The sequence below is a fragment of the Pseudomonas sp. NGC7 genome (assembly GCF_047159675.1).
Classification (GTDB): Bacteria; Pseudomonadota; Gammaproteobacteria; order Pseudomonadales; family Pseudomonadaceae; genus Aquipseudomonas; species Aquipseudomonas kermanshahensis.
This window is the reverse complement of the sequence record NZ_BAAFZY010000001.1, coordinates 4594778-4619142: the sequence shown is the minus strand read 5'-3', so window position 1 is coordinate 4619142 and position 24365 is coordinate 4594778. Positions and strand designations below refer to the sequence as shown.

The window sequence follows — 24365 nt, the reverse complement described above, 5'->3', positions numbered from 1 at the left end:
CAGCCCAGGCTTTGTGGCCGTTCTTGGCCAAGGGCGAGCCGCATTTTCCTAGGGATCGCCCCAATGACCCTTCGGTCGCGGCGGAGTATATCAAACCCTTTGGGCTAATCAGCAAGGCCAAGTGACATCGGCGCCATTTATAAGACCAAAGACGTAGGGGCAATGTGGCGCGATGTCGCAGCCCTTGCAGGTCAGCAGATGTGGTTTAGGCTCATTGGATTGCAGGATGTCCAATCACACCCGAAAGCGGAGTAGTGCAAGCATGGGATACCAGAAAATCAAGGTTCCGACCGACGGCACCAAGATCACCGTCAATGCAGACCATTCGCTCAATGTGCCCGATAACCCCATCATTCCTTATATCGAAGGCGATGGGATTGGCGTCGATGTCTCGCCGGTGATGATCAAGGTCGTGGACGCCGCCGTGCAGAAGGCCTACGGCGGCAAGCGCAAGATTGCCTGGATGGAGGTGTACGCGGGTGAGAAGGCCACTCAGGTCTACGACCAGGACACCTGGCTGCCGCAGGAAACCCTCGATGCGGTGCGCGAGTACGTGGTGTCGATCAAGGGCCCGCTGACCACGCCGGTCGGGGGCGGTATCCGCTCGCTGAACGTGGCGTTGCGCCAGCAGCTTGACCTGTACGTGTGCCTGCGCCCGGTGGTGTGGTTCCAGGGCGTACCGAGCCCGGTGAAAAAACCGGGCGATGTCGACATGGTGATCTTCCGCGAGAACTCCGAAGACATCTACGCCGGCATCGAATGGAAAGCCGGCTCGCCCGAGGCGAACAAGGTGATCAAGTTCCTCAAGGAGGAAATGGGCGTCACTAAGATCCGTTTCGACCAGGACTGCGGTATCGGCGTCAAACCCGTTTCCCGCGAGGGCACCAAGCGCCTGGTGCGCAAGGCCCTGCAATACGTGGTGGACAACGACCGCGAGTCGCTGACCCTGGTGCACAAGGGCAACATCATGAAGTTCACCGAAGGGGCCTTCAAGGATTGGGGCTACGAGGTGGCCCGTGACGAGTTTGCTGCCGAGCTGCTCGACGGCGGCCCTTGGATGACGTTCAAAAACCCCAAGACTGGGCGTGAGGTCATCGTCAAGGATGCCATCGCCGACGCCATGCTCCAGCAGATCCTGCTGCGCCCCGCTGAATACGACGTGATCGCCACCCTCAACCTCAACGGTGACTACCTGTCCGACGCCCTGGCAGCAGAGGTGGGTGGTATCGGCATTGCGCCGGGTGCCAACCTGTCGGATACCGTGGCCATGTTCGAGGCCACCCACGGCACCGCGCCCAAGTACGCCGGGCAGGACAAGGTCAACCCGGGGTCAGTGATTCTGTCTGCAGAGATGATGCTGCGCCACATGGGCTGGACCGAGGCGGCCGACCTGATCATCAAGGGCACCAATGGCGCGATTGCCGCCAAGACCGTGACCTATGACTTCGAACGCCTGATGGACGGGGCGACGTTGGTGGGCAGCTCGGGCTTTGGCGATGAGATGATCAAGCATATGTGAGGCAAGAGAAAACCGGTCGCCTGGCTAAAGAGGCGACCGGTTTTTTCGTATACCCACACGGAGCAGTGGTCAGGCTCTGGCGGTTTCGCTTGCAGTCTGGCCTTGGGCCTTGGCAGCCGCAGCGGCAGCGGCGTCCTTAGCGGCAGCGGCGTCCTTTATGTTGACCGCGTGCAGGCCTTTGGGGCCCTGGATGATGTCGAACTCCACGGACTGGCCAGCCTTCAGCGTCTTATATCCGTCCATCTGGATGGCCGAGTAATGAGCGAAAAGGTCATCGGATTTACCTTCCTCGTTGATGAATCCGTAGCCCTTGGCATTGTTGAACCACTTGACTTTACCGCTTGCCATCCCTATGTCCCTCTGCAAAGGACTCCATCACTGGAGTATCATCCACTTCATCCGCATACGAACCATGCGAAAAATCTGGTTGACTGCGCGGATCTTTATCGACCACGGTGGGTTCTTATTGGTTGTAACACCGTTTTGCCGATAGTCAAGGTCATGCGGCGCGTGCGCCGGAGGCTGACTTTGCGCTCAACCCACAACTTTAACCTGTCGATCATGATGAAATTCTTTCCATGCATGCACCTAGTGAGATTCGACTAACATTCAATCAGGATCGCCCGCAATCGAATGAGGACGACGGCTCAGGTCTTGCTGTCCAGGAAGCCAAGCCGATCCTGCAGGCGCCACCGATGTACAAGGTGGTTTTGTTCAACGATGACTACACACCAATGGATTTCGTCGTCGAAGTGCTCGAGACGTTCTTCAGTCTGAACCGCGAGCTGGCGACCAAGATCATGCTGACCGTCCATACCGAGGGGCGGGCAGTGTGCGGATTGTTTACCCGTGACATCGCCGAAACAAAGGCCATGCAGGTCAACCAATACGCCAGGGAAAGCCAGCATCCGCTACTCTGTGAAATCGAGAAGGACGGTTAATCGCCGACCACTTGGGTATGAGGTGAAGCTATGTTAAACCGCGAGCTCGAAGTCACCCTCAATCTGGCCTTCAAGGAGGCTCGTTCGAAGCGTCATGAGTTCATGACCGTCGAACATCTGCTGCTGGCACTCCTTGACAATGAGGCTGCTGCGACCGTTCTGCGCGCCTGTGGCGCCAATCTCGACAAACTCAAGCACGACCTGCAAGAGTTCATCGATTCCACCACACCCCTGATTCCGGTCAACGACGAAGACCGCGAAACCCAGCCGACCCTGGGCTTCCAGCGTGTGCTACAGCGTGCCGTGTTCCATGTGCAGAGCTCCGGCAAGCGCGAAGTGACCGGCGCCAATGTGCTGGTGGCGATCTTCAGCGAACAGGAAAGCCAGGCCGTGTTCCTGCTCAAGCAGCAGAGCGTGGCCCGTATCGACGTGGTCAACTACATCGCTCACGGTATTTCCAAGGTGCCGGGCCATGGCCCTAACACCGAAGGCGACCAGGAGATGCAGGACGAGGACGGTGGCGAAACGTCATCGTCGAGCAACCCACTGGACGCCTATGCCAGCAACCTGAACGAACTGGCACGTGCCGGGCGTATTGACCCGCTGGTGGGCCGTGAGCAGGAAGTCGAGCGTGTTGCGCAGATCCTGGCGCGCCGGCGCAAGAACAACCCGCTGCTGGTCGGTGAGGCCGGGGTGGGCAAGACGGCCATCGCCGAAGGCCTGGCCAAGCGTATCGTCGACGGCCAGGTACCTGACCTGCTGGCCCAGAGCGTGGTGTATTCCCTCGACCTGGGTGCGCTGCTGGCCGGTACCAAGTACCGCGGCGACTTCGAGAAGCGTTTCAAGGCGCTGCTCGGCGAACTGCGCAAACGCCCGCAGGCGATCCTGTTCATTGACGAGATCCACACCATCATCGGCGCCGGTGCGGCTTCCGGTGGGGTCATGGATGCGTCCAACCTGCTCAAGCCGCTGCTGTCGTCTGGCGATATTCGCTGCATCGGTTCGACTACCTTCCAGGAATTCCGCGGCATCTTCGAGAAGGACCGTGCCCTGGCGCGGCGTTTCCAGAAGGTTGATGTCAGCGAGCCTTCGGTGGAAGACACCGTGGGGATCCTGCGCGGGCTCAAGGGCCGGTTCGAGAGCCACCACAACATCGAGTACAGCGACGAAGCCCTGCGCGCCGCTGCAGAGCTGGCCTCGCGTTACATCAACGACCGGCACATGCCGGACAAGGCCATCGACGTGATCGACGAGGCGGGTGCCTACCAGCGCCTGCAGCCTGAGGCAAACCGAGTCAAGCGTATCGAGGTGCCACAAGTCGAAGACATCGTCGCCAAGATCGCGCGGATTCCGCCGAAGCATGTCACCAGTTCCGACAAGGAGCTGCTGCGCAACCTTGAGCGTGACCTGAAGCTGACCGTGTTCGGGCAGGACGCGGCCATCGACTCGCTGGCGACGGCGATCAAGCTGTCCCGTGCGGGGCTCAAGGCGCCCGATAAACCGGTGGGTTCGTTCCTGTTCGCCGGGCCAACCGGTGTCGGCAAGACCGAAGCGGCGCGGCAGTTGGCCAAGGCGCTGGGTGTGGAGCTGGTGCGCTTCGACATGTCCGAGTACATGGAGCGGCATACCGTTTCGCGCTTGATCGGTGCACCGCCTGGCTACGTCGGGTTCGACCAGGGTGGCCTGTTGACTGAGGCGATCACCAAGCAGCCGCATTGCGTGTTGTTGCTGGACGAAATCGAGAAGGCGCACCCTGAAGTCTTCAACCTGCTGCTGCAGGTGATGGACCACGGCACGCTGACCGACAACAACGGGCGCAAGGCGGACTTCCGTAACGTGATCCTGATCATGACCACCAACGCCGGGGCTGAGACTGCGGCGCGGGCTTCGATCGGTTTTACCCATCAGGACCATGCGTCCGATGCCATGGAAGTCATTCGCAAGAGCTTCACGCCGGAGTTCCGCAACCGCCTGGACACCATCATCCAGTTTGGCCGCCTGAGCCACGAAACCATCAAGAGCATCGTCGACAAGTTCCTTATCGAACTGCAGGCGCAGCTGGAAGATAAACGTGTGCTGTTGGAGGTCAGTGATGACGCACGAGGCTGGCTGGCGGCGTCGGGCTACGACGTGCAGATGGGTGCACGGCCGATGGCGCGGCTGATCCAGGACAAGATCAAGCGGCCGCTGGCTGAAGAGATCCTGTTCGGTGAGCTTGCCGAGCATGGCGGCGTGGTGCACGTCGACTTGCGCGATGGCGAGTTGGTGTTCGACTTCGAAACCACGGCTGAGGTGGCGTGATAGCGGGGGCCGCTTTGCGGCCCATTCGCAGCGCAAGGCTGCTCCTACAGGGTGTCACATTCCCAGGTAGGAGCAGCCTTGCGCTGCGAATGCGCTGCAAAGCAGCCCAACCACTCTTGCAGGCACAAAAAAGCCCGGCACTTGGCCGGGCTTTTTCATGGCTTGGGCTTAGCGCGCACGATACGTGATGCGGCCTTTGCTCAGGTCGTAAGGTGTCAGTTCGACGCGGACCTTGTCGCCAGTGAGAATACGGATGTAGTTCTTGCGCATCTTTCCGGAGATGTGCGCGGTTACGACGTGCCCGTTTTCCAACTCCACGCGGAACATGGTGTTGGGCAGGGTGTCGACGACAGTACCTTCCATTTCGAAGCTGTCTTCTTTCGACATGCAGTTGAGCCCTCGGTGTCCAGTGTTGGCCCGACGCATAACCGCACCGGGCAAAAAAGTGGCGTGGATTATGCCGGAAAATAGTATTTCAAGCCAATGCTTTCAGTTGAGGGTGACCCAGCGCTGGTTGATCAGCAGCTCGATGGGGCGATACTGGGTCTTGTAGTTCATCTTCTTGCAGTTCTTGATCCAGTACCCGAGGTAAACCGCCTCCAGGTTCTGCCGAAGGGCTTCGGTGATCTGCCAGAGGATGGCGAAACGGCCCAGGCTGCGGCGCTCCTCATCGGGCTCGTAGAAGGTGTAGACCGCCGACAAGCCGTTGGGCAGCAGGTCGCATACCGCCACCGCCAGCAGGCGCCCTGCCAGGCGGAACTCGTAGAACCAGCAGAAGGGCAGGTCACGTACCAGGAAGGTGGAAAACTGATCACGGCTGGGCGGGTACATGTCGCCGTCGGCGTGGCGTGTCTCGATGTAGCGCCGGTACAGGTCGAAATACTCTTCCTTGAACGCCGGGCGTGCGGCGGTCACGGTCAAGTCGGCGTTGCGCTTGAGAATGCGCCGTTGCTGGCGGTTGGGGATGAAGCGCGCCGCCGGAATGCGTGCTGGCACACAGGCGTTGCAGTTTTGGCAATGGGGGCGGTACAGGTGATCGCCACTGCGCCGAAAACCCATCTCCGACAGGTCGGCGTACACGTTCACGTCCATTGGCTGGCTGGGGTCGAGAAACAGCGTGGTTGCCTGCTCCTCGGGCAGGTAGCTGCAGGAGTGGGGTTGAGTGGCATAAAACTTCAACCGCGCCAACTCTGTCATGATCAACCCCTTCGGTGAGACTTTGCCTTAAGTGTAAGCCAGCTCTGAGAACTCGCCTAGGGAACCCAGGTGGCGCTGTTGGGCTGGTCGAGGTAGCGCGCGAGGTAGTCGGCAAAGTCGGCGCGGCTGATGGCGCGCGCGCCAAGGCTGTGCAGGTGGTTGGTCGGCATCTGGCAGTCGATCAGCACAAAACCGGCCTGGCGCAGGTGTGTGACCAGGGTCACGAAGCCGACCTTGGAGGCATTGTCGGCGCGGCTGAACATCGATTCGCCGAAGAACAGGCGGCCCATGGCAAGGCCGTACAGGCCGCCGATCAGCTCACCATCCTGGCGCACCTCCACCGAATGGGCGTAGCCGAGCCGGTGCAGCTCGCAGTAGGCCGCGCGCAGGGTGTCGGTGATCCATGTACCGTCGGCGTAGTCACGTGGCGCGGCGCAGGCGGCGATCACGCCGGCGAAGTCGGTGTCGAAACTGACCTGGTAGTGGCCCTGGCGCATGAACTTGGCCAGCGAGCGCGAGACGTGCAGTTCGTCTGGCAGCAGCACGGTGCGAGGGTTGGGTGACCACCAGAGGATCGGCTGGCCGTCCTGGTACCAGGGGAAGCAGCCGTGGCGATAGGCCTGCACCAGGCGCTCGGGGCTCAGGTCGCCGCCGGCGGCGAGCAAGCCGTTGGGTTCGTGCAGGGCCTTTTCCAGGGGCGGAAAGGTCAGCGAGTCGCGGGTCAGCCAGGTAAGCATGGTCTATCGTGCGGTGGGGGAGGGGAGTGGTCAGCATGGCGTGGCTGAAAAGCAGGGTCAATCACTGCGGTTCATTCGCCGTAGCGAAGGCAGCCCTTTAGGCATTTTCCTACACATTCATGAGGCCTCAGGCACCATCCGAGACATTTGCTGTCACACCTGTGCAAAAACACAGCATAAGCCTTTGTCACAAAAGAAAATGCATGCTCAAATTGCAGCTAAGTGAAAGCAGCCCCCTCAAGCCCATGTGCGGCGCGCCGCCATGGCGGCTGGCGGGCAGTAATGTTAAAAGTAGTGGTTCATTGGCCAGACACCGGCCGATCACTATTGGACGCGCAGCACGCGCAGGAATAGACGCGTTTTGAAGAAATCCACCGCAACTCCAGCTCCCTTGCCAGTGCCTATGTGGCGGCAGCAGCTGCACTATCGTCTCAAGGAAGGTGCGTTGATCGCTGTCGGCGCCCTGTGCCTGTACCTGTGGATGGCGCTGCTGACCTACGACACTTCCGACCCTGGCTTCAGCCACACCAGCAACATTGACCAGGTGCAAAACGCCGCCGGGCGAGCAGGGGCCTACTTCGCCGACATCCTGTTCATGGTGCTGGGCTATTTCGCCTACATCTTCCCGCTGCTGCTGGCGATCAAGACCTGGCAGATCTTCCGCGAGCGCCACCAACCCTGGGAATGGAGCGGCTGGCTGTTCTCCTGGCGCCTGATCGGGCTGGTGTTCCTGGTGCTGTCGGGCGCAGCCCTGGCGCATATCCATTTCCACCCGCCGGCGAGCATTCCGTTCTCCGCGGGCGGTGCCCTCGGCGAAAGCCTGGGCGAACTGGCGCGCAGCCTGCTGAACGTGCAGGGCAGCACGTTGATGTTCATTGCCCTGTTCCTGTTTGGCCTGACGGTGTTCACCGACCTGTCCTGGTTCAAAGTGATGGACCTTACCGGCAAGATCACCCTCGACCTGTTCGAGCTGGTGCAAGGCGCCGCCAACCGCTGGTGGGAAGCCCGCAACGAGCGCAAGCGCCTGGAGGCGCAGTTGCGTGAGGTGGATGAACCGAGTTTCAACACCGCGCCAGCGGCTGCACAGAAGCGCGAGCCGGTCAAGCCTCAGCTGCGTGAGCGTAGCGTCGAGCGCGAAGAGTCGCCCGCCCGGCCTGCCCCACCGCGTGAACCCGTGGTGGCGCGCGAGACAGTGGTGCCCCGCGAGCAACCTGCGGCGCCAGTGATCATCCCGCCAGCCCCGGCCAAGGCGCCGGAGCCGAGCAAGCGGGTGATGAAGGAAAAACAGACCCCGCTGTTCGTCGACAGCGCTGTGGAAGGCACGTTGCCGTCGATCTCCATTCTCGATCCGGCCGAGCAGAAAAAGATCGAGTACTCGCCAGAATCCCTGGCCGGTGTTGGCCAGTTGCTGGAAATCAAGCTCAAGGAATTCGGCGTGGAAGTCTCGGTGGACTCCATCCACCCAGGCCCGGTCATTACCCGCTACGAAATCCAGCCCGCGGCAGGGGTCAAGGTCAGCCGTATCGCCAACCTGGCCAAGGACCTGGCGCGCTCGCTGGCGGTGACCAGCGTGCGCGTGGTCGAGGTGATCCCGGGCAAGACCACCGTGGGTATCGAGATCCCTAACGAAAACCGGCAGATGGTGCGTTTCTCTGAAGTGCTGTCGTCGCCGCAGTTCGACGAGTCCAAGTCGCCGGTTGCGTTGGCCTTGGGCCATGACATCGGTGGCAAACCGGTGATCACCGACCTGGCCAAGATGCCGCACCTGCTGGTGGCCGGTACTACCGGTTCTGGTAAGTCGGTGGGTGTGAACGCGATGATCTTGTCGATTCTGTTCAAGTCCGGCCCGGAAGACGCGCGGCTGATCATGATCGACCCGAAGATGCTCGAACTGTCGATCTACGAAGGCATCCCGCACCTGTTGTGCCCGGTGGTTACCGACATGAAGGACGCCGCCAACGCGCTGCGCTGGAGCGTCGCCGAGATGGAGCGGCGCTACAAGCTGATGGCCGCGATGGGCGTGCGTAACCTGGGCGGCTTCAACCGCAAGATCAAGGACGCTCAGGAGGCCGGCGAGGTCATCCACGACCCGCTGTACCGTCGCGAGAGCATGGACGACGAGCCACCCGCGCTGAAGACCCTGCCGACCATCGTGGTGGTGGTCGACGAATTCGCCGACATGATGATGATCGTCGGCAAGAAGGTCGAAGAACTGATCGCCCGTATCGCTCAGAAAGCGCGGGCCGCCGGTATTCACCTGATCCTCGCCACCCAGCGCCCGTCGGTTGACGTGATCACCGGCCTGATCAAGGCCAACATCCCGACGCGCATGGCGTTCCAGGTGTCGAGCAAGATCGACTCCCGCACCATCATCGACCAGGGTGGCGCCGAGCAGTTGCTCGGTCACGGTGACATGCTGTACATGCCACCCGGCACCAGCCTGCCGATCCGCGTGCACGGTGCGTTCGTTTCCGATGACGAAGTGCACCGCGTGGTGGAAGCCTGGAAGCTGCGTGGCGCGCCGGACTACAACGACGACATCCTCAACGGCGTCGAAGAGGCCGGCAGCGGCTTCGAAGGTGGCGGCGGTGGTGGTGACGGCGACGATTCGGAAAGCGATGCACTGTATGATGAAGCCGTGCAGTTCGTGCTCGAGAGCCGCCGTGCCTCCATTTCGGCTGTGCAGCGCAAGCTGAAGATCGGCTACAACCGTGCCGCACGCATGATCGAGGCAATGGAGATGGCCGGCGTGGTCACCCCGATGAACAGCAACGGCTCGCGGGAAGTGATAGCCCCAGGCGGCCCGCGCGATTGATGAACACCTTGCCGGGCGCCTGCTGGGCGCCTGGCTCATTTACTGTCCTACGAGGATTTCCATGCGCGCGATTCGCATGCTGTTGGTTTCTGCCCTGGCCATGGGCTCTGTGTCGGCCCATGCCGGCGAGTTGGACGTGAAGCGCCTGACCCAGTTGCTGGAAAAGTCGCAGACGATCGATGCCAATTTCTCTCAGCTGACGCTGGGTGCCGACGGCACCAGCCTGCAGGAGACCAAGGGCCAGATGACCGTCAAGCGCCCGGGCCTGTTCTACTGGCACACCGATGCCCCGCAGGAGCAGGTGGTGGTGTCTGATGGCAAGATGGTCACCCTGTGGGACCCGGACCTTGAGCAGGCCACCATCAAGAAGCTTGATGTACGCCTGAACCAGACCCCGGCGCTGCTGCTGTCCGGTGACGTGTCGAAGATCAGCCAGAGCTTCGACATCGCGTCCAAGGAGCAGGGCGAAGTCATGGATTTCACCTTGAAGCCGAAAACCAAGGACACCTTGTTCGACTCCCTGCGCGTGTCGTTCCGCAAGGGCCTGATCAATGACATGCAGCTGATTGACAGTGTCGGCCAGCGGACCAACATCCTGTTCAGTGGGGTGAAGGCCAACCAGGCAGTGCCTGACAGCAAGTTCAAGTTCGATGTCCCGAAAGGCGCGGATATCATCCAGGAGTAACCGGAGCCCGTGATGGACCTGTTTCGAAGCGAACCCGTCGCCCAGCCCCTGGCTGCTCGCCTGCGCCCGTCCAACCTGGACGAGTACGTTGGCCAGGAGCACCTGCTGGCGCGCGGCAAGCCGCTGCGCGAGGCGCTGGAGCAGGGGGCGTTGCACTCGATGATCTTCTGGGGGCCGCCCGGGGTGGGCAAAACCACCCTGGCGCGGCTGCTGGCGCAGTTCTGTGACGCGCACTTCGAAACGGTCTCGGCGGTACTGGCAGGGGTCAAGGAGATCCGCCAGGCGGTCGAGGTGGCCAAGCAGCAGGCTGCCCAGTATGGCCGCCGGACCATCCTGTTCGTCGACGAAGTGCACCGCTTCAACAAGTCGCAGCAGGACGCCTTTTTGCCCTACGTGGAAGACGGCACGCTGATCTTCATCGGCGCCACCACCGAAAACCCGTCCTTCGAGCTGAACAATGCGTTGCTTTCCCGCGCGCGGGTGTACGTGCTCAAGAGCTTGGACGAGCCGGCGCTGCGCAAGCTCGTCGACCGAGCCTTGAGCGAAGAGCGCGGCCTGGGCAAGCACAACCTGCAGGTGGGCGACGAGGCCTTCAAGATGCTCATGGCGGCCGCCGACGGCGATGGCCGGCGCATGCTCAACTTTCTGGAAAACGCCTCGGACCTGGCTGAAGATGGCAGCGAAATTGGCGTCGAGCTGCTGCAAAGCCTGCTCGGTGACAGCCGTCGGCGCTTCGATAAGGGCGGCGAGGCGTTCTATGACCAGATCTCGGCGTTGCACAAATCGGTGCGTGGCTCCAACCCCGATGCCGCGCTGTACTGGTTCGCGCGTATGCTCGACGGGGGGTGCGACCCGCTGTACATCGCCCGCCGCGTGGTGCGCATGGCCAGCGAAGACATCGGCAATGCCGACCCTCGTGCCCTGAGTCTGTGCCTGTCGGCGTGGGACGTGCAAGAGCGTCTGGGCAGCCCCGAGGGTGAGCTGGCCGTGGCCCAGGCCATTACCTACATCGCCTGTGCGCCAAAGAGCAATGCGGTGTACATGGGCTTCAAGACTGCCCTGCGCGAGGCGGCCGAGCATGGTTCGCTGGAAGTGCCGCTGCACCTGCGTAACGCCCCGACCAAGTTGATGAAGCAATTGGGCTACGGCGACGAATACCGCTATGCCCATGACGAGCCCGATGCCTACGCGGCAGGTGAAGACTACTTCCCTGACCAACTCGAGCCTCGCCAGTATTACCAACCCGTGCCCCGCGGCCTGGAGCTGAAAATCGGCGAGAAGCTACGGCACCTGGCCGAGCTGGATCGCAGTAGCCCCCGGCAACGGAGAAAACCATGATTGCACTGATCGCTGCCGTCAGTGCAGGCGGTATCGCGGGTACTTTGCTGCGTTTTGCGACCACCAACTGGGTGGTCGCCCACTGGCCACGGCACTTCTATCTCGGTACGCTGGCCGTCAATCTGATCGGCTGCTTGTTGATCGGCCTGCTGTATGGCCTGTTTTTGCACAAGCCCATGGTGCCGGTCGAGCTGCGCGCGGGCCTGATCGTCGGCTTCCTGGGCGGCTTAACCACGTTTTCCTCCTTTTCGCTCGATACCGTACGCCTCATGGAAAGCGGGCAGATGCCCCTGGCTTTGGGCTATACCGGTATCAGCGTGGTGGGCGGGCTGCTCGCGACCTGGGCCGGCCTGTCCTTGACCCGATTCTGAACCAACACCTACACATAACGAGAGAACGATATGCTCGATTCCAAACTGTTACGCGGCCAACTTCAGGAAGTGGCGGATCGCCTGGCCTCCCGTGGCTTCAGCCTGGATGTCGCGCGCATCGAATCACTGGAAGAGCGCCGCAAGGCCGTGCAGACGCGCACCGAGCAACTGCAGGCGGAGCGTAACGCCCGTTCCAAGTCCATCGGCCAGGCCAAGGCCAAGGGCGAAGATATTGCGCCGCTGATGGCCGACGTCGAGCGCATGGCCAATGAGCTGGCCGCAGGCAAAGTCGAGTTGGACGGCATCCAGGCTGAGCTGGATGGCATCCTGCTGACCATTCCTAACCTGCCGGACGCCAGCGTGCCGGTTGGTGCCAGCGAAGACGACAACGTTGAAGTACGCCGCTGGGGCACCCCTAAAGCCTTCGACTTCGAAATCAAAGACCACGTCGCCCTGGGCGAAATCAGCGGTGGCCTGGACTTCGAAGCGGCAGCCAAGCTGTCTGGCGCCCGCTTTGCCGTGCTGCGTGGCCCGATCGCCCGCCTGCACCGCGCCCTGGCGCAGTTCATGATCAACCTGCACACCGGCGAGCACGGCTACGAAGAGCACTACACCCCGTACCTGGTACAAGCGCCGGCCCTGCAGGGCACCGGCCAGCTGCCGAAGTTCGAGGAAGACCTGTTCAAGATCAGCCGCGAAGGCGAAGCTGACTTCTACCTGATCCCAACCGCCGAGGTTTCGCTGACCAACCTGGTTGCCGGCGAAATCCTCGATGCCAAGCAACTGCCGCTCAAGCTGGTCGCCCACACGCCTTGCTTCCGCAGTGAAGCCGGCGCATCGGGCCGTGACACCCGTGGCATGATCCGCCAGCACCAGTTCGACAAGGTCGAAATGGTCCAGGTAGTCGAGCCATCCAAGTCGATGGAAGCCCTCGAAGGCCTGACCGCCAATGCCGAGCGCGTGCTGCAGTTGTTGGAACTGCCCTACCGGGTACTGGCGCTGTGCACCGGCGACATGGGCTTCGGTGCGGTGAAAACCTACGACCTGGAAGTGTGGGTACCGAGCCAGGACAAGTACCGCGAGATCAGCTCCTGCTCCAACTGCGGTGATTTCCAGGCGCGTCGCATGCAAGCCCGCTGGCGCAACCCGGAAACCGGCAAACCAGAGCTGGTGCATACCCTCAACGGTTCTGGCCTGGCAGTCGGCCGCACCCTGGTGGCGGTATTGGAGAACTACCAGCAGGCCGACGGTTCGATCCGTGTGCCTGAGGTGCTCAAGCCGTACATGGGTGGTGTCGAGGTCATCCGCTAAATGGATTACCTGCCACTGTTCCACAAGCTGCAGGGCGGCCGGGTACTGGTCGTCGGCGGCGGTGAAATTGCCTTGCGCAAAGCGCGCCTGCTGGCGGATGCCGGCGCCGCGCTGCGCGTGGTGGCGCCCGAGGTTGACGGCCAACTGGCCGCACTGGCCCGGGAAGGTGGCGGTGAGGTCTTGGTACGCGGCTATCAGGCGCCCGACCTGGTCGGTTGCCGGCTGGTGATCGCGGCCACTGATGACGCTGGGCTGAACGCCCAGGTGTCGGCCGATGCCCAGGCGCTCAACCTGCCGGTCAATGTGGTGGACGCGCCGGCCCTGTGCACGGTGATCTTCCCGGCCATCGTCGACCGCTCGCCGTTGGTGGTGGCAGTCTCCAGTGGGGGTGATGCGCCCGTGCTGGCGCGTTTGATTCGTGCCAAGCTGGAAGCGTGGATCCCTTCGGCCTATGGCGAACTCGCCGGGCTGGCTGCGCGGTTCCGGCACCAGGTCAAACGCCTGTACCCAGACGTCAACCAGCGTCGCGGCTTTTGGGAAAATGTCTTCCAGGGCCCGATTGCCGAGCGTCAGCTGGCGGGGCAGGGTGCCGAGGCCGAACGCCTGTTGCAGGCCATGGTCGATGGCGCGCCGGTGCAGCAGGGCGGTGAGGTATATCTGGTGGGGGCAGGGCCGGGCGATCCGGACTTGTTGACCTTCCGCGCGTTGCGCCTGATGCAGCAGGCCGATGTGGTGCTGTACGACCGACTGGTGGCCCCGGCCATCATCGACATGTGCCGGCGTGATGCCGAGCGTATCTACGTCGGCAAGCGCCGCGCTGACCATGCTGTGCCGCAGGACCAGATCAACCGCCTGTTGGTCGACTTGGCCAAGCAGGGCAAGCGCGTGCTGCGCCTCAAGGGTGGCGATCCGTTCATCTTTGGCCGTGGTGGCGAGGAGATCGAACAGCTGGCCGAGCAGGGCATCCCCTTCCAGGTGGTGCCCGGCATTACCGCGGCCAGTGGTTGCTCAGCCTATGGCGGCATCCCGCTGACCCACCGCGACTACGCCCAATCGGTGCGCTTTGTTACCGGGCACCTCAAGGATGGCACCAGCAATTTGCCTTGGGATGACTTGGTGGCACCGGCGCAAACCCTGGTGTTCTACATGGGGTTGGTGGGCTTGCCGACCATTTGCGCCGAACTGATTCGTCATGGGCGTGCGGCCAGTACGCCAGCGGCGCTGGTGCAGCAAGGCACTACGCGCAATCAACGGGTGTTTACGGGCACCCTGGCGGATTTGCCGGCGCTTGTGGCCCAGCATGAAGTGCATGCGCCGACCCTGGTGATTGTGGGGGAAGTGGTGCAGTTGCGTGAGAAGCTGGCGTGGTTTGAAGGTTCGCAACATAGCTGAAACGGGTGGGGCCGTTTGCGGCCCTTCGCAGCACAAGGCTGCTCCTATGTATGGACTCGCCCACACTGTCTAGCTGCTTTTGAACTTAGGAACCCGGTTGCATCTATGTATCAGGCCATGCGTCGGCTTGCGCCTTGATATTGAGGGGGACGGCGGAGGAAGCGCCTACTTGATGCTTCCCTCGCACCATAGAATCTCCTACGTTTGTTTTTGGCCAATAACGCCTGTGACAGGCGCGCGCGAACGCCTTGTTTGTTCGACGCGATATCGAGTCATGCGTCAAGGCGGTCGCGCGCGTTTGCCCCAGGAATAATTGGCCCGAAACAAACGTAGGAGCGAGCGTTGCTCGCGATGCGCCGCGCGGGCGGCGCTCGATCTTACAGGCGCTGCAAGGCTCAAGGCATGCACCTAGGCGCTGCAAGGCCCAAGGCATGCACCTGGCACCCCAGATGCAATCCCCAGCTGGGCACCATCACCCAGCAAATCGCGCCTGCCGCCGCCGCACTTCCTCCCGCACCGCCGGAATCACCCAGCGCCCGTAATCCACCGTGTCGTACAACGGGTCATACCCGCGGTTGAGGAAGGTGCTCACCCCCAGGTCGACATAATCCAGCAACGCCTGGGCGACGGTCTCCGGCGTGCCCACCAGCGCCGTGGTATCGCCATAAGCCCCCACCGCTGTCGCCGTCGGCATCCACAATGCCCGGTCATGCCGGTCCGCCCGGGCGGCGGCGGCGAGCAGGCGTTCGGAACCGGTGCCCTTGATGCGCTTCTGCCAGGGGCTGTCCGCCGCAAACTGCGGGTTGGCCTTGATCTGCGCGAGGATCTGCTCCGCGCGCTGCCAGGCCAGCTCCTCGGTGGCACCCAGGATCAGCCGCACCGACAAGCTCACCCGTGGCGCCGCCACGCCAGCGGCACTCGCCGCAGCCTTGAGCTTGGCGATCTGCTCGGCGACGCCGCTCAGCGGTTCACCCCACAGGGCATACAGGTCGGCATGTTTGACGGCGATCTGGTAGGCGATGTCGGACGAGCCACCAAAGGAAATCGGGATATGCGGCTGCTGCAGCGGCTTGACCGGCGAAAAAGCGCCCTTGATGGTGAAGTAGCGGCCTTCGAAGTCGAACGGCTCTTCGGCAGTCCAGGTGCGCCGGACAATCTCCAGGTACTCGTCGGCGCGCTGGTAACGCGCGGTCTTGTCCAGCAGGGTGTCGCCTTCTTGCGGCTCGGCCGTGATGCCGGTGATCGCATGCAGGCGAATGCGCCCGCCGCCGGTGGTGTGGTCGAGGGTGGCGAATGCCCGCGCGGCCACCGTCGGCGCGGTCAGGGCAGGGCGGTGGGCGATCATGAAGCCGAGGCGCTCGGTGTGCGCGGCCGCATAGGCGGCAATCTGCAGGCTGTCGGCACTGCCTGGGCCGCTGGCGATCAGTACCCGGTCGAAACCGGCATGCTCATGGGCGCGGGCGTGGTGGCGGATGAACGGCAGGTCGAAGTCGGGCGAGCGCACGCCGCGGGTCTCGGACCACTGGCGGGGGAAAATCATGCCGACGAATTCAATGGACATGGCGATGGCCTTTTACGTTGAGGAAGGGTCAGAACTGGTAATCGACCTGGGCCAGCAAGGTGCGCCCAGGCATGGGTTGCAGGAAGGTGTTGGTCGAGCCGGCCAGGCCGCTGACGAAATTCAGTTCGTCGGTGACGTTGAGCATGCGCAGCGTCACGCCCCACTGTGGCTGGCGGTAATACGCGGCAAGGTCGAGGTTGTATTCGTCGGGCACCTTCACCGTCTTGCTCAGGTTCAGGTACCAGCTGCTGGTCCACCAGCCAGAGAGCTCCACGCCGAACCCGGAATCGAAGCGGTAATCGACATAGCCGCCGGCGTTGTACTCAGGAATCTGCACCGCATCGAACTTGCCGGACGGGCGCTGGTTGAGGCTGTTGTTGTCGCCGAACACGGTGCCGTTGTCGGGGATGAACCCTGCTGAGGCGAACCCGGCCTGGCTGGTGAACTCGTTGTAGGCACTGATGCGGCTGAGGTTGAGGCCGCCGCGCAGGTGTGGGTCCTGGTAGCGCAGGGTTGCTTCCCAGCCTTTGACGATCAACCGGGCGATGTTGTTGTTGCTGTCTGGCGACTGGTCGCGCGCCTGCTTGTAGGCGGCCAAGGTGAAGAACAACTGGTCGGGCATGGCTTCGACCTTCAGCCCCACTTCGTGCAGCACGCTAAGGCTCTCGAACGCCAGCGGGTTGAGCTGGTTGGCCCCGGCGCCACTGCCCCAGCCCAAACCATTGGTGAAGAACCCGGTGTTGACGGCGAGGGATCGGTCGAAGGTGTAGTACAGGGTGCTGTTGTCGGTGGGTTTGAAATAGGGGCTGACCTGTACCGAGAACAACCGGTATTTGTCCGAGTCCTTGCGCGGGTTGCCGCCCGCGAGCACGAAGGGGTTTTCGATACGGGCATCGATCCAGCTGCGGCTGGCCCCCACGTTCAGCCCCACGCGCTCGCCCAGGCGCAGGTTGTGCTGGCTGAACAGGGTTTGGGTGGTCCAGGTGCTGTCGGCGGTGTAGGGCGCTACCGATTCAGAGTACAAACCGTGCCCTGCCGGGTACATGGCGGGCAGGTTGAGCCAGCCATAGTAATTGGACAACTGTGGCACGCCGGGCTGGCCGATCCAGGCTCCGTTGCCACCGGCGGGGTTGCGCCCACTCAGGCCAAGCAGGTCGCCAGGGTTTTTCAGCGTCGGGTCGAGGGTGAGGTCGTAGGCGTTGATGGTGGAGCCAAAATTGTTGTTGGCGGCGATCGACTCGTTGGTCTCGCGGCGGTAGATCAGCCCGGTGTTGCTGTCGTCGACCAGCGTCAGGCCGCCCAGCTGCCATTGGCCACGGGCGCGGAACTCGAAGCGGTTGTCGAAGATGTCGTCCTTGCCCTGCACCTGGAACGCGCCCACCGCGTCGGTGGTGTCGGTGGAGTGCTGGTAGAAAGTGCTGTTGGCCAGGGTGATCGACGGGGTCAGGTCGCCCTCGACGCGCAGTTGTGTGGTGAAGCGCCGCGAGCGGTTCTGGTCCTGCGCGCGCTGGCCGCTCTGTGACGACAGCGAGGTCTGGCCATTGCCTGCCAGCGACGGGTCGTACACCCAGCCGCGCAAGCTGCCTGGGCTGGCCTGGGTATTGGGTGAGGCGCCCTGGAAGCTGCCATCGACCACCTGGTACTGGCCCTGCGCGTTGCGCTGGCGCTGCACCCAGCCGAGTACCTGGGCATCGCTGGCACCCGATGACAGCACCGGCGACCACAGGCTGTTGCCGTTCTGGATGATCGGCGTGGCGCGCCCGGCGTTGTACCTGCCGTGGTCGACCAGGTCCTGGGTGGCGCGGTTCCAGCCGTGGGTGATGTTGTAGTCGTAGTAGTCGTCGTAGGCGGCGTTCCAGTCCACCCGCAGGTTGTCGTTGCGCCAGGCGAGGGCGCCGTAGAACGCGTCGAAGTTGTTGTCGACGTTGTCGTAGAAGGTTTCCTGACGCTGGCGGGTGATGCTGACCCGGTAGGCCAGGCTGTCACTGAGGGGGCCGGTGTTGTCGATGCTGAATTGGGTGGCATCGCGTGATTCGCCATCGGGGATCCAGCTGCCGATTTCGCCACTCAGGCGGGTGCGGAAGCGGTTGAAGTCGGGCTTCTTGCTTAGGTAGTTGATGTAGCCGCCGCTGCCACTGACCGATCCGTAGGTGACCGACGAGGGCCCGGCGACGATGTCGGCGCCTTCATAGGCGTTGAAGTTGGCGGGGTGGCGTACGCCGTAGGCGCGTTGGCCATCCTGGAACACCTCGGAGCTTTGCCCGCGCATTTGCGGGGCGATGCCGGCGTTCTGGCCGCCGCCACGGGTGATGCCGGGGGCGTACTTGACCAGGTCGTCCGAGCTCTGGATCGGGTCGCGGGCCAATTGCTCGGCGTTGATCTGGGTGACCGAGCGTGGGGTGTCGAGGACTTTGCTTTCCAAGCCGCCGTAGATCGAGGCCGGTGGGCGCGTGGGCAGGGCGTCGTCGTCAGCCTGTTCGGCTTGGACGGTGACGGTTTGCAGTTGGGTGTCCTCGGCGTAGGCCAGCGGTACGCTGGCGGCCAGGATGGCCAGTGCCAGGGCGCTGGGCTGGAATGTCGGGTGCAGCAAGGCAACGCGGAGCATGGGGCTGAGCCTCGTTCTGTTCGGGAATGGGAAAAGCGAGGGCGCAGCCGCGCCTGCGGTTATTGGGTGCCTATGGCGACTGCCGGGGGCGCTATGCGCCCCTTGTGGGAGCGGGCTTGCCCCGCGAATACGGGCAAAGCCCGTGCCATCCACTCGAGGTGCCTGCTTCGCGGGGCAAGCCCGCTCCCACAGAAAATTGTGCTGGCCCAGCGTTTAGCGCTTGAGCCACAGGCTCTCGAACCGCCAGGTACTGAACAGCGACTGCTCCGCCTGCGCCCCACCGACCCGTGTGCTGACACTGTCGAGCAAGTCGGCAAAGCCCCAGATCAGCATGCCGCCCCGTTCGTACTGGATGCGTTGGGCGCGGTGCACCAGGGCTTTGCGTTTCTCAAGGTCAGGCTGGGCCATGGCAGCGAGGAAGGCCTCGCTGAATGCCGGGTCGTGGAAGTGAGTCTTGTTGGCCACGGCAAACGGCGCGTCGGTATGGATGGCGCTGGCCAGAAACGGCGCACCGATGCTGCCCCCAGTGCTCAACGTCCAGTCGTCGCGTTGCGGCCCCTGGAACGTCGCCAGGTCGACTTGGCGCACCGTGATCGTCACGCCGATGCGCCGTGCCTGTTCGGCCAGCACCAGGGCCGAGGCAAGCCCAGGCCCTGGGGTCGTGACCAGTTCCACCTGCAGGCCTTCGTGGCCCGCGTCCTTGAGCAATTGCGCCGCCCGTTGTGGGTCATGCGGCCGTGGCCCGAGGCTGTGGTCGAAGGTGGGGTCGAAAGGGGCGTACAGGTCGTTGGCCACCCGGCCCTGGCCATTGAGTGCCCGGCGCACCAAGTCCTCTCGGTCTGCCAGCAGGCGAAACGCCTCACGCACCCGCGGGTCGTCGAAGGGCGCTTTGGTGGTGTTCATGTCGAACGACAACCAATTGCCGCTCACCGACTTCAGCAGGCGCAGGCGTGGGTCGGCCTGCAGCACTTGCAGGTGCTCGGTGGACATGACGTTGGCCATGTCGATCTGCCCGGCGCGCAAGGCCGCCAGGCGGCCGGTCTGGTCCTTGAAGTCGATGATCTCCAGTTCATCGGCATACGGTTTGCCGGGCTTGTAGTAATTGTCGAAACGGGTGAACAGCGAGCGCTGGCCCGGGGTGAAACTTTTGAGTTTATAAGGGCCGGCACCGACCGGGTTGGTGACCGGGTGGTAGTCCACCGGCACGATGCCGCCGAAGTTGACCCACGTCTCGGGCAACGGCAGGTAGCTGCGGCCTTCGCGAAAAGCCAGGCGCACGGTGCGATCGTCGAGCTTGACCAGGTTGTCGCGGTCGACCCAGTGCAGCAGCGCCGCATAGGGCGAGGCCAGCTGCGGGTCAGTCAGGCGCCTGATGGAGAAGATCAGGTCGTCAGCGTCGATGCTCTTGCCGTGGTGAAACTCCAGCCCAGGCTTGAGCCGCAACGTCCAGCCGCTGGCGTCGGCATTGGGCTCGGCGAACTCGGCCAGGGCCAGGCGCGGCTGCATCTGCTCGTCCCACTCCCACAGCTTGCTGTACAGGGCAAAGCCGCGGACGATGCCGCTGCCGACCGGTTTATGGGCGTCGAGGTTGCCGCTTTGGTTGCCATCGATGATGCCAAGACGCAGGCGCCCGCCATGGCGTGGCTGGTCGGCGACCGCGTCGCCAGGGCTGTCGCTTGGGCCACAGCCCGCCAGCAACCCGCCGGCCAGTACGCCGGCATGGCCAATGAAGGCGCGCCGGCTTAATGGGTAACCGTCCCAGGCCATGGCGTCAGCCCCCGTTGCTGGCGTGCAGTTGCACGGGGGTGGGCGCCGGCCGGGCGAGGGCGGCGCGCTGGCCACGGAAGTGCGGCAAGATGTGCTCGCCGAGGCGGTAGGCTTCTTCCAGGTGCGGGTAGCCGGCAAGGAAGAACAGGTCGATGCCGATGCCGTGGTACTCGCGAATGCGCGCCACTACGTTGGCATAGCTGCCCACCAGCGCGCAGCCTGGCGGGATGCCGATATAGCCGAAGCCGGTCCACACGTTGGGGTGGATGAAGAAATCGTCGAAGGCCTGCTGCTCGTCCTTGTCGCTGTAGCCGTGCTCGTAGCTCAGCTTGCGTGCCGTGCGCAGGCCCGCGTGGGCGGCGCGGGCCTTGACCGTGCCCTTGGCCACGCCTTCGTCGAAGAAACGTTTGGCCTCGGCCCGCGCGGCCTCTTCGGTCTCGCGGGCAATCACGTCGATGGATAGGCCGAAGCGAATGTCGGTACGCCCCCACTTCAAGGCGCGGGCGCGGATGTCGGCGATCAGCGCGGCAATCTCGTCCGGGTGTTCGGCACGCATCAGGTAGAAGTCCGCATGCTTGGCGGCGAACTCGCGCGCGGCCAGCGAAGAACCGGCGGTGCAGATCAGCGGCAGCTCGGCTTTTTTCAGCGGCCCGCGCAGCCCGCCGCCCTCGGCGCGGTAATAGGTGCCCTCGTAGTGAAACTGCTCGTTGTGCCAGTAGCCACGTACCACGTCCATGAACTCGGTGGCGCGGGCGTAACGCTCGTCGTGGCCCTCGAAGTCGCCGACCTGGCGCTGGATGGCATCAGAGCCGCCGTTGATGATGTTCCATACCAGCCGGTTGCCGGTGGCGCGCTGGTAGGTCGCGGCCTGTTGCACGGCCACCCAGGGCGTGTAGTGATAAGGCTGGAACGCGGTGACGAACTTGAGCGTGCGGGTTTCCCGTGCCAGCAGCGAGCACACGGTCCACGGCTCTTCGCCGGTGGGCGCATTGACCATCAGTGCGCCGCCGAAGCCGTTGATTTCCGCAGCGCGGGCGATTTGCCCGAGGTAATCGATGTAGGTGAAGTGATCACCTACCGCGAACCCGGACACCGCACCGCTGCTGTCGCCACCTGCGTGCCAGTCGCCGCGGTTGCGTGGATCGCCAGGCAGGTACTGGGTTTCGCCATGCAGTGGCAGGCGGGTGAAGAATTCGATGCTCATGGGGTGGCCTCCTTACTGGACGCTGGGGCTGCAGTTGGGCGTGACCGGCTGGCCGCTGATGACCTGGCGGGCGAAGGGGATCGAGTCCTTGAGTGAGGCGTTGACCGTTTCGCTATGGCCCAGGCCTTTGTACAGGTGGCCCTGCACCACCGAGCCGGCCTTGCAGGCATCCTGCATCAGTGCAACCTGGGTCGCGGCGGCAGGGGTCTTGTCCTCGGCGCCGGTGCCGATGAAGATCGGCTGGGCCAGTTTGAGGGTGGGGTACGACACTTGGGCCAGCCACGGTTTGAGCTGGTCGCCCTGGTAGTCCTTTTTGGCGTTGGCGGGGGTCAGGCCGGTGCCGACCACATCGCTGACCAGTGCCGACAGGCAACTGGTGCGCGCCTGCTCGAACAGCGGCAGGGCCTTGTCGGTGTAGAAGTCGCGCGGGTCGATGCTCGGGTCGTACTGCTGTGCGGCGAGCAAGGTGTAGAAGCCGTAGGCCAGGGCCGGGTCGACCTTGTTCTGGTCCTGCTCACCGACGTTTTTCGACCCCACGGTGTAGATCACGCCGGTGCCGATGCTGCCCTTGACCCCCAGCTTGGGTGCATAGGTTGCGGCATAGGCACCGGCTGCAAAGGCACCGGCGCCACCCTGGGACTGGCCGATGATCAGGACCTTGTCGGCCAGCCCCGGCACGCCGGCGACCACGGCCTTGGCGGCATCGAGAATGCCGTAGGCGGCCATGCGGTTGTTCAGCAGCGGGTGGCCACCGGGTACACCCAGGCCTTGGTAGTCGGTGGCGACGATGGCATAGCCCTCTTCGAGCCAGCGGTTCAGGTATTGCACATCGCGGTAGGAACGCCCGGCCCAGGACGGTGCGCAGATATCCGCCACCCCGACGGTGCCGTGGCCCCAACTGGCGACCGGCCAGCCACCGGCGGGCGCCGGGCCCTTGGGAATGAACAGCGCGCCAGAGACCACGATTGGCGTCTTGCCGTCGATGCCGTCCAGCGAGGTGTAGAGGATGCGCTGGGCACTGGCGGCGTTGGGCAAGCTCAGCGCTGAGTCCAGCGGCTCGCTGCGCAGCAGTTTACCGGGGGTGGCCGGGATTGCCTTGGACCAGGTGTAGAAGCTCGAAACGCGGCCGTCGCCTTGTTGCGGGTCGGGTTTGGGGGCGTAGGTGTCGGCGGCCAGGGCGCCAATGGAAAAGGCCAGGGCACTGAGGCCGAAAACGATGGAAACAGGCAATTTCATGGAAGATGTTCTCAAGGTTGTTGGCTGATTTGAGCGTTCAGGGACGGCCAATAGTGGGTGAGCTGCAGGTCGATGAGCGCCTGGCGGGTGAAGCCTGTGGCCAGGTCGCTGGTGATGTCGTAGGGCGTGCGGATCAGGCGGTTGGCCAAGGCGTATTGGCCCAGGGCGTCGTAGTGGGCTTTGAGTTGGGCATCGCTTTTCGGCGCCCAGCGCGCTTTCCAGGCCACCGGGTCGTCCTGGTCATCGCGGCGCAGCACGCTTTCGGCCACCCCGGCGCGGGACGACAGCGCGTAATAGGCGTCGCGGTTCTGCGCTTGGGAGATCCACCAGGCCGCGCGCACCCAGGCCGTGGCCACCAGCTGCGTAAGGTCGGCGTGCTGCTGCACGAAGCGGTCGGTGCCCCACAGGTCGGACACCAGTCGCCAGTCGTTGGCGCCTTGCTTGGTCGACCAGAGAATCCGCGCCACGCCTTTGTCTTCCAGGGCGTAGGCTTCGTTGAGCAGCACGGCGGCATCGACCTTGCCGGCCGACACGGCGGCGGCACCGACCTGCGGGTTGAGGTTGGCGATCTTGAAGTCGGTCAGCTTGAGGCCCTGGCTTTCCAGGAAGTTGCTGAAGGCAAATTCCCAGGGCCGCCCGCGGTGCAGGGCCAGGCGCTTGCCTTTGAGGTCCTGGATGCTGCGCACCGCAGAGCCGCTGGGCACCACCAGGTAAATGTTGTTGCCGCTGCCACCCGGCACGATCAGCTTGCCGGGCACTTGGCCGGCGCCAGCGATGACCGAGGGCAGGTCGCCGCGTACGGCGAAGTCTAGGCTGTCGTTGCTGAAACCTTCGTTGATTTGTGGCCCCGCGCCGGCGTGGGGCAGGGCGGTCCATTGCAGCTTCACGCCGCGGGCGGCCAACTGCTGTTCGAGCCAGCCGTCTTCGATCACCCGCCCCGGGATGCCCCCGAAGACCGGCGCGCCGCCTTGGGTGAAGGCAACGATGGCGATACGCACCGCTGCCGGTGGCTCGGCGGCCAATGTGGTCAGGCTGAGTAACAGGCCGCCCAACAGGGCCAGGCCGTGACGCCAGAGTGTGTTCATGTGCGGCTCCAAACAAGGGTTCAACAGGTCTGGGCCGCGTGCTGCAGCGAACCAGGCATTGCCAGGCCAGGAGCGAAATGCATGCCAGTCTTTGAAAAGGCGGCTGCAGGCCTTTAACGGCGGGGCCTTCAGCACATGGGAGGGGCGCGGCGTGCAGCCCAGCCTGCTGATCGGCACGCAGGGCAGTGCTGGCGCGTTGCTGCTGCAGCAGCAGTCGGTTGTTGGAATATCAAATATTCAAAAATGGAATATATAAATATTAATTAATAATTTTTTGATCTAATTTGTTTCGGGCACTAT

General features: G+C 63.4%; 20 protein-coding genes. 10 read left to right on the top strand and 10 right to left on the bottom strand.

Annotated features, from left to right (window positions below; translation table 11 throughout):
- Positions 1 to 262: 262 nt before the first annotated feature.
- Positions 263 to 1519 carry an NADP-dependent isocitrate dehydrogenase gene (gene icd, locus ACMCNM_RS20760; protein ID WP_027592737.1) on the top strand — a complete coding sequence of 419 codons (1257 nt, stop codon included), beginning with the start codon at positions 263 to 265 and terminating at the stop codon, positions 1517 to 1519.
- 69 nt (positions 1520 to 1588) lie between these two features.
- On the opposite strand, the gene cspD is transcribed toward icd, so the two are convergent.
- Positions 1589 to 1867 carry a cold shock domain-containing protein CspD gene (gene cspD, locus ACMCNM_RS20755; protein ID WP_186703742.1) on the bottom strand — a complete coding sequence of 93 codons (279 nt, stop codon included), beginning with the start codon at positions 1865 to 1867 and terminating at the stop codon, positions 1589 to 1591.
- Between the two features lie 230 nt (positions 1868 to 2097).
- Here cspD and clpS point away from each other — a divergent pair, with 230 nt between their 5' ends.
- Positions 2098 to 2460 carry an ATP-dependent Clp protease adapter ClpS gene (gene clpS, locus ACMCNM_RS20750; protein WP_003251220.1) on the top strand — a complete coding sequence of 121 codons (363 nt, stop codon included), beginning with the start codon at positions 2098 to 2100 and terminating at the stop codon, positions 2458 to 2460.
- A 30-nt stretch (positions 2461 to 2490) separates the two neighbouring features.
- Positions 2491 to 4761: an ATP-dependent Clp protease ATP-binding subunit ClpA gene (gene clpA / locus ACMCNM_RS20745; RefSeq protein WP_186681204.1), complete on the top strand. Its 2271-nt coding sequence runs from the start codon at positions 2491 to 2493 to the stop codon at positions 4759 to 4761.
- A 168-nt stretch (positions 4762 to 4929) separates the two neighbouring features.
- Here clpA and infA read toward each other — a convergent pair whose 3' ends face one another.
- The 3 genes from infA to aat all read right to left on the bottom strand — a co-directional run bounded on the left by infA (position 4930) and on the right by aat (position 6695).
- Positions 4930 to 5148, bottom strand: a complete 219-nt coding sequence (gene infA / locus ACMCNM_RS20740; protein ID WP_002553999.1) for a translation initiation factor IF-1 — start codon at positions 5146 to 5148, stop codon at positions 4930 to 4932.
- A 102-nt stretch (positions 5149 to 5250) separates the two neighbouring features.
- Entirely contained in the window at positions 5251 to 5958 is a 708-nt protein-coding gene (locus tag ACMCNM_RS20735) for an arginyltransferase (protein WP_027592734.1), read from the bottom strand.
- A 56-nt stretch (positions 5959 to 6014) separates the two neighbouring features.
- Positions 6015 to 6695, bottom strand: coding sequence for a leucyl/phenylalanyl-tRNA--protein transferase (gene aat, locus ACMCNM_RS20730; protein WP_186681201.1), 681 nt, complete (start codon positions 6693 to 6695; stop codon positions 6015 to 6017).
- 403 nt (positions 6696 to 7098) lie between these two features.
- Here aat and ACMCNM_RS20725 point away from each other — a divergent pair, with 403 nt between their 5' ends.
- From ACMCNM_RS20725 to cysG, 6 genes are all read left to right on the top strand, one after another.
- Complete coding sequence (locus ACMCNM_RS20725) at positions 7099 to 9510, top strand: DNA translocase FtsK (protein WP_412765948.1); 2412 nt, start codon at positions 7099 to 7101, stop codon at positions 9508 to 9510.
- Positions 9511 to 9571: 61 nt separating this feature from the next.
- The gene (gene lolA / locus ACMCNM_RS20720) at positions 9572 to 10195 is read left to right on the top strand and encodes an outer membrane lipoprotein chaperone LolA (RefSeq protein WP_027592731.1); all 624 of its coding nucleotides are present in this window, start codon (positions 9572 to 9574) and stop codon (positions 10193 to 10195) included.
- 12 nt (positions 10196 to 10207) lie between these two features.
- The gene (locus ACMCNM_RS20715; RefSeq protein ID WP_085273001.1) at positions 10208 to 11533 is read left to right on the top strand and encodes a replication-associated recombination protein A; all 1326 of its coding nucleotides are present in this window, start codon (positions 10208 to 10210) and stop codon (positions 11531 to 11533) included.
- Positions 11530 to 11904, top strand: coding sequence for a fluoride efflux transporter CrcB (crcB, locus tag ACMCNM_RS20710; RefSeq protein WP_085273002.1), 375 nt, complete (start codon positions 11530 to 11532; stop codon positions 11902 to 11904). Before ACMCNM_RS20715 ends, crcB begins: the two co-directional genes overlap by 4 nt.
- A gap of 30 nt (positions 11905 to 11934) precedes the next feature.
- Complete coding sequence (gene serS, locus ACMCNM_RS20705) at positions 11935 to 13215, top strand: serine--tRNA ligase (protein WP_186681199.1); 1281 nt, start codon at positions 11935 to 11937, stop codon at positions 13213 to 13215.
- The gene (gene cysG / locus ACMCNM_RS20700) at positions 13216 to 14607 is read left to right on the top strand and encodes a siroheme synthase CysG (RefSeq protein ID WP_027592727.1); all 1392 of its coding nucleotides are present in this window, start codon (positions 13216 to 13218) and stop codon (positions 14605 to 14607) included.
- 472 nt (positions 14608 to 15079) lie between these two features.
- Here the strand turns inward: cysG and ACMCNM_RS20695 are convergent, their stop codons facing one another.
- The 6 genes from ACMCNM_RS20695 to ACMCNM_RS20670 all read right to left on the bottom strand — a co-directional run bounded on the left by ACMCNM_RS20695 (position 15080) and on the right by ACMCNM_RS20670 (position 24065).
- Positions 15080 to 16168 (bottom strand): LLM class flavin-dependent oxidoreductase, encoded by a 1089-nt coding sequence (locus tag ACMCNM_RS20695; RefSeq protein WP_099429803.1) that lies wholly within the window; start codon positions 16166 to 16168, stop codon positions 15080 to 15082.
- A gap of 28 nt (positions 16169 to 16196) precedes the next feature.
- Positions 16197 to 18773 carry a TonB-dependent receptor gene (locus tag ACMCNM_RS20690; RefSeq protein WP_412765320.1) on the bottom strand — a complete coding sequence of 859 codons (2577 nt, stop codon included), beginning with the start codon at positions 18771 to 18773 and terminating at the stop codon, positions 16197 to 16199.
- Positions 18774 to 18986: 213 nt separating this feature from the next.
- Positions 18987 to 20540 (bottom strand): ABC transporter substrate-binding protein, encoded by a 1554-nt coding sequence (locus ACMCNM_RS20685; RefSeq protein ID WP_412765319.1) that lies wholly within the window; start codon positions 20538 to 20540, stop codon positions 18987 to 18989.
- 4 nt (positions 20541 to 20544) lie between these two features.
- A complete protein-coding gene (locus ACMCNM_RS20680; RefSeq protein WP_186703476.1) occupies positions 20545 to 21744 on the bottom strand; it encodes an LLM class flavin-dependent oxidoreductase in 1200 nt (399 codons plus the stop codon).
- Between the two features lie 12 nt (positions 21745 to 21756).
- Positions 21757 to 22980 (bottom strand): lipase family protein, encoded by a 1224-nt coding sequence (locus ACMCNM_RS20675; protein ID WP_099429799.1) that lies wholly within the window; start codon positions 22978 to 22980, stop codon positions 21757 to 21759.
- Between the two features lie 11 nt (positions 22981 to 22991).
- Complete coding sequence (locus ACMCNM_RS20670) at positions 22992 to 24065, bottom strand: ABC transporter substrate-binding protein (RefSeq protein ID WP_339549066.1); 1074 nt, start codon at positions 24063 to 24065, stop codon at positions 22992 to 22994.
- Between ACMCNM_RS20670 and ACMCNM_RS20665 the strand changes: the two genes are divergently transcribed.
- Complete coding sequence (locus ACMCNM_RS20665) at positions 24064 to 24321, top strand: hypothetical protein (RefSeq protein ID WP_412765318.1); 258 nt, start codon at positions 24064 to 24066, stop codon at positions 24319 to 24321. The two genes, ACMCNM_RS20670 and ACMCNM_RS20665, sit on opposite strands and share 2 nt — an antisense overlap.
- The last annotated feature ends 44 nt before the right edge of the window (positions 24322 to 24365 follow it).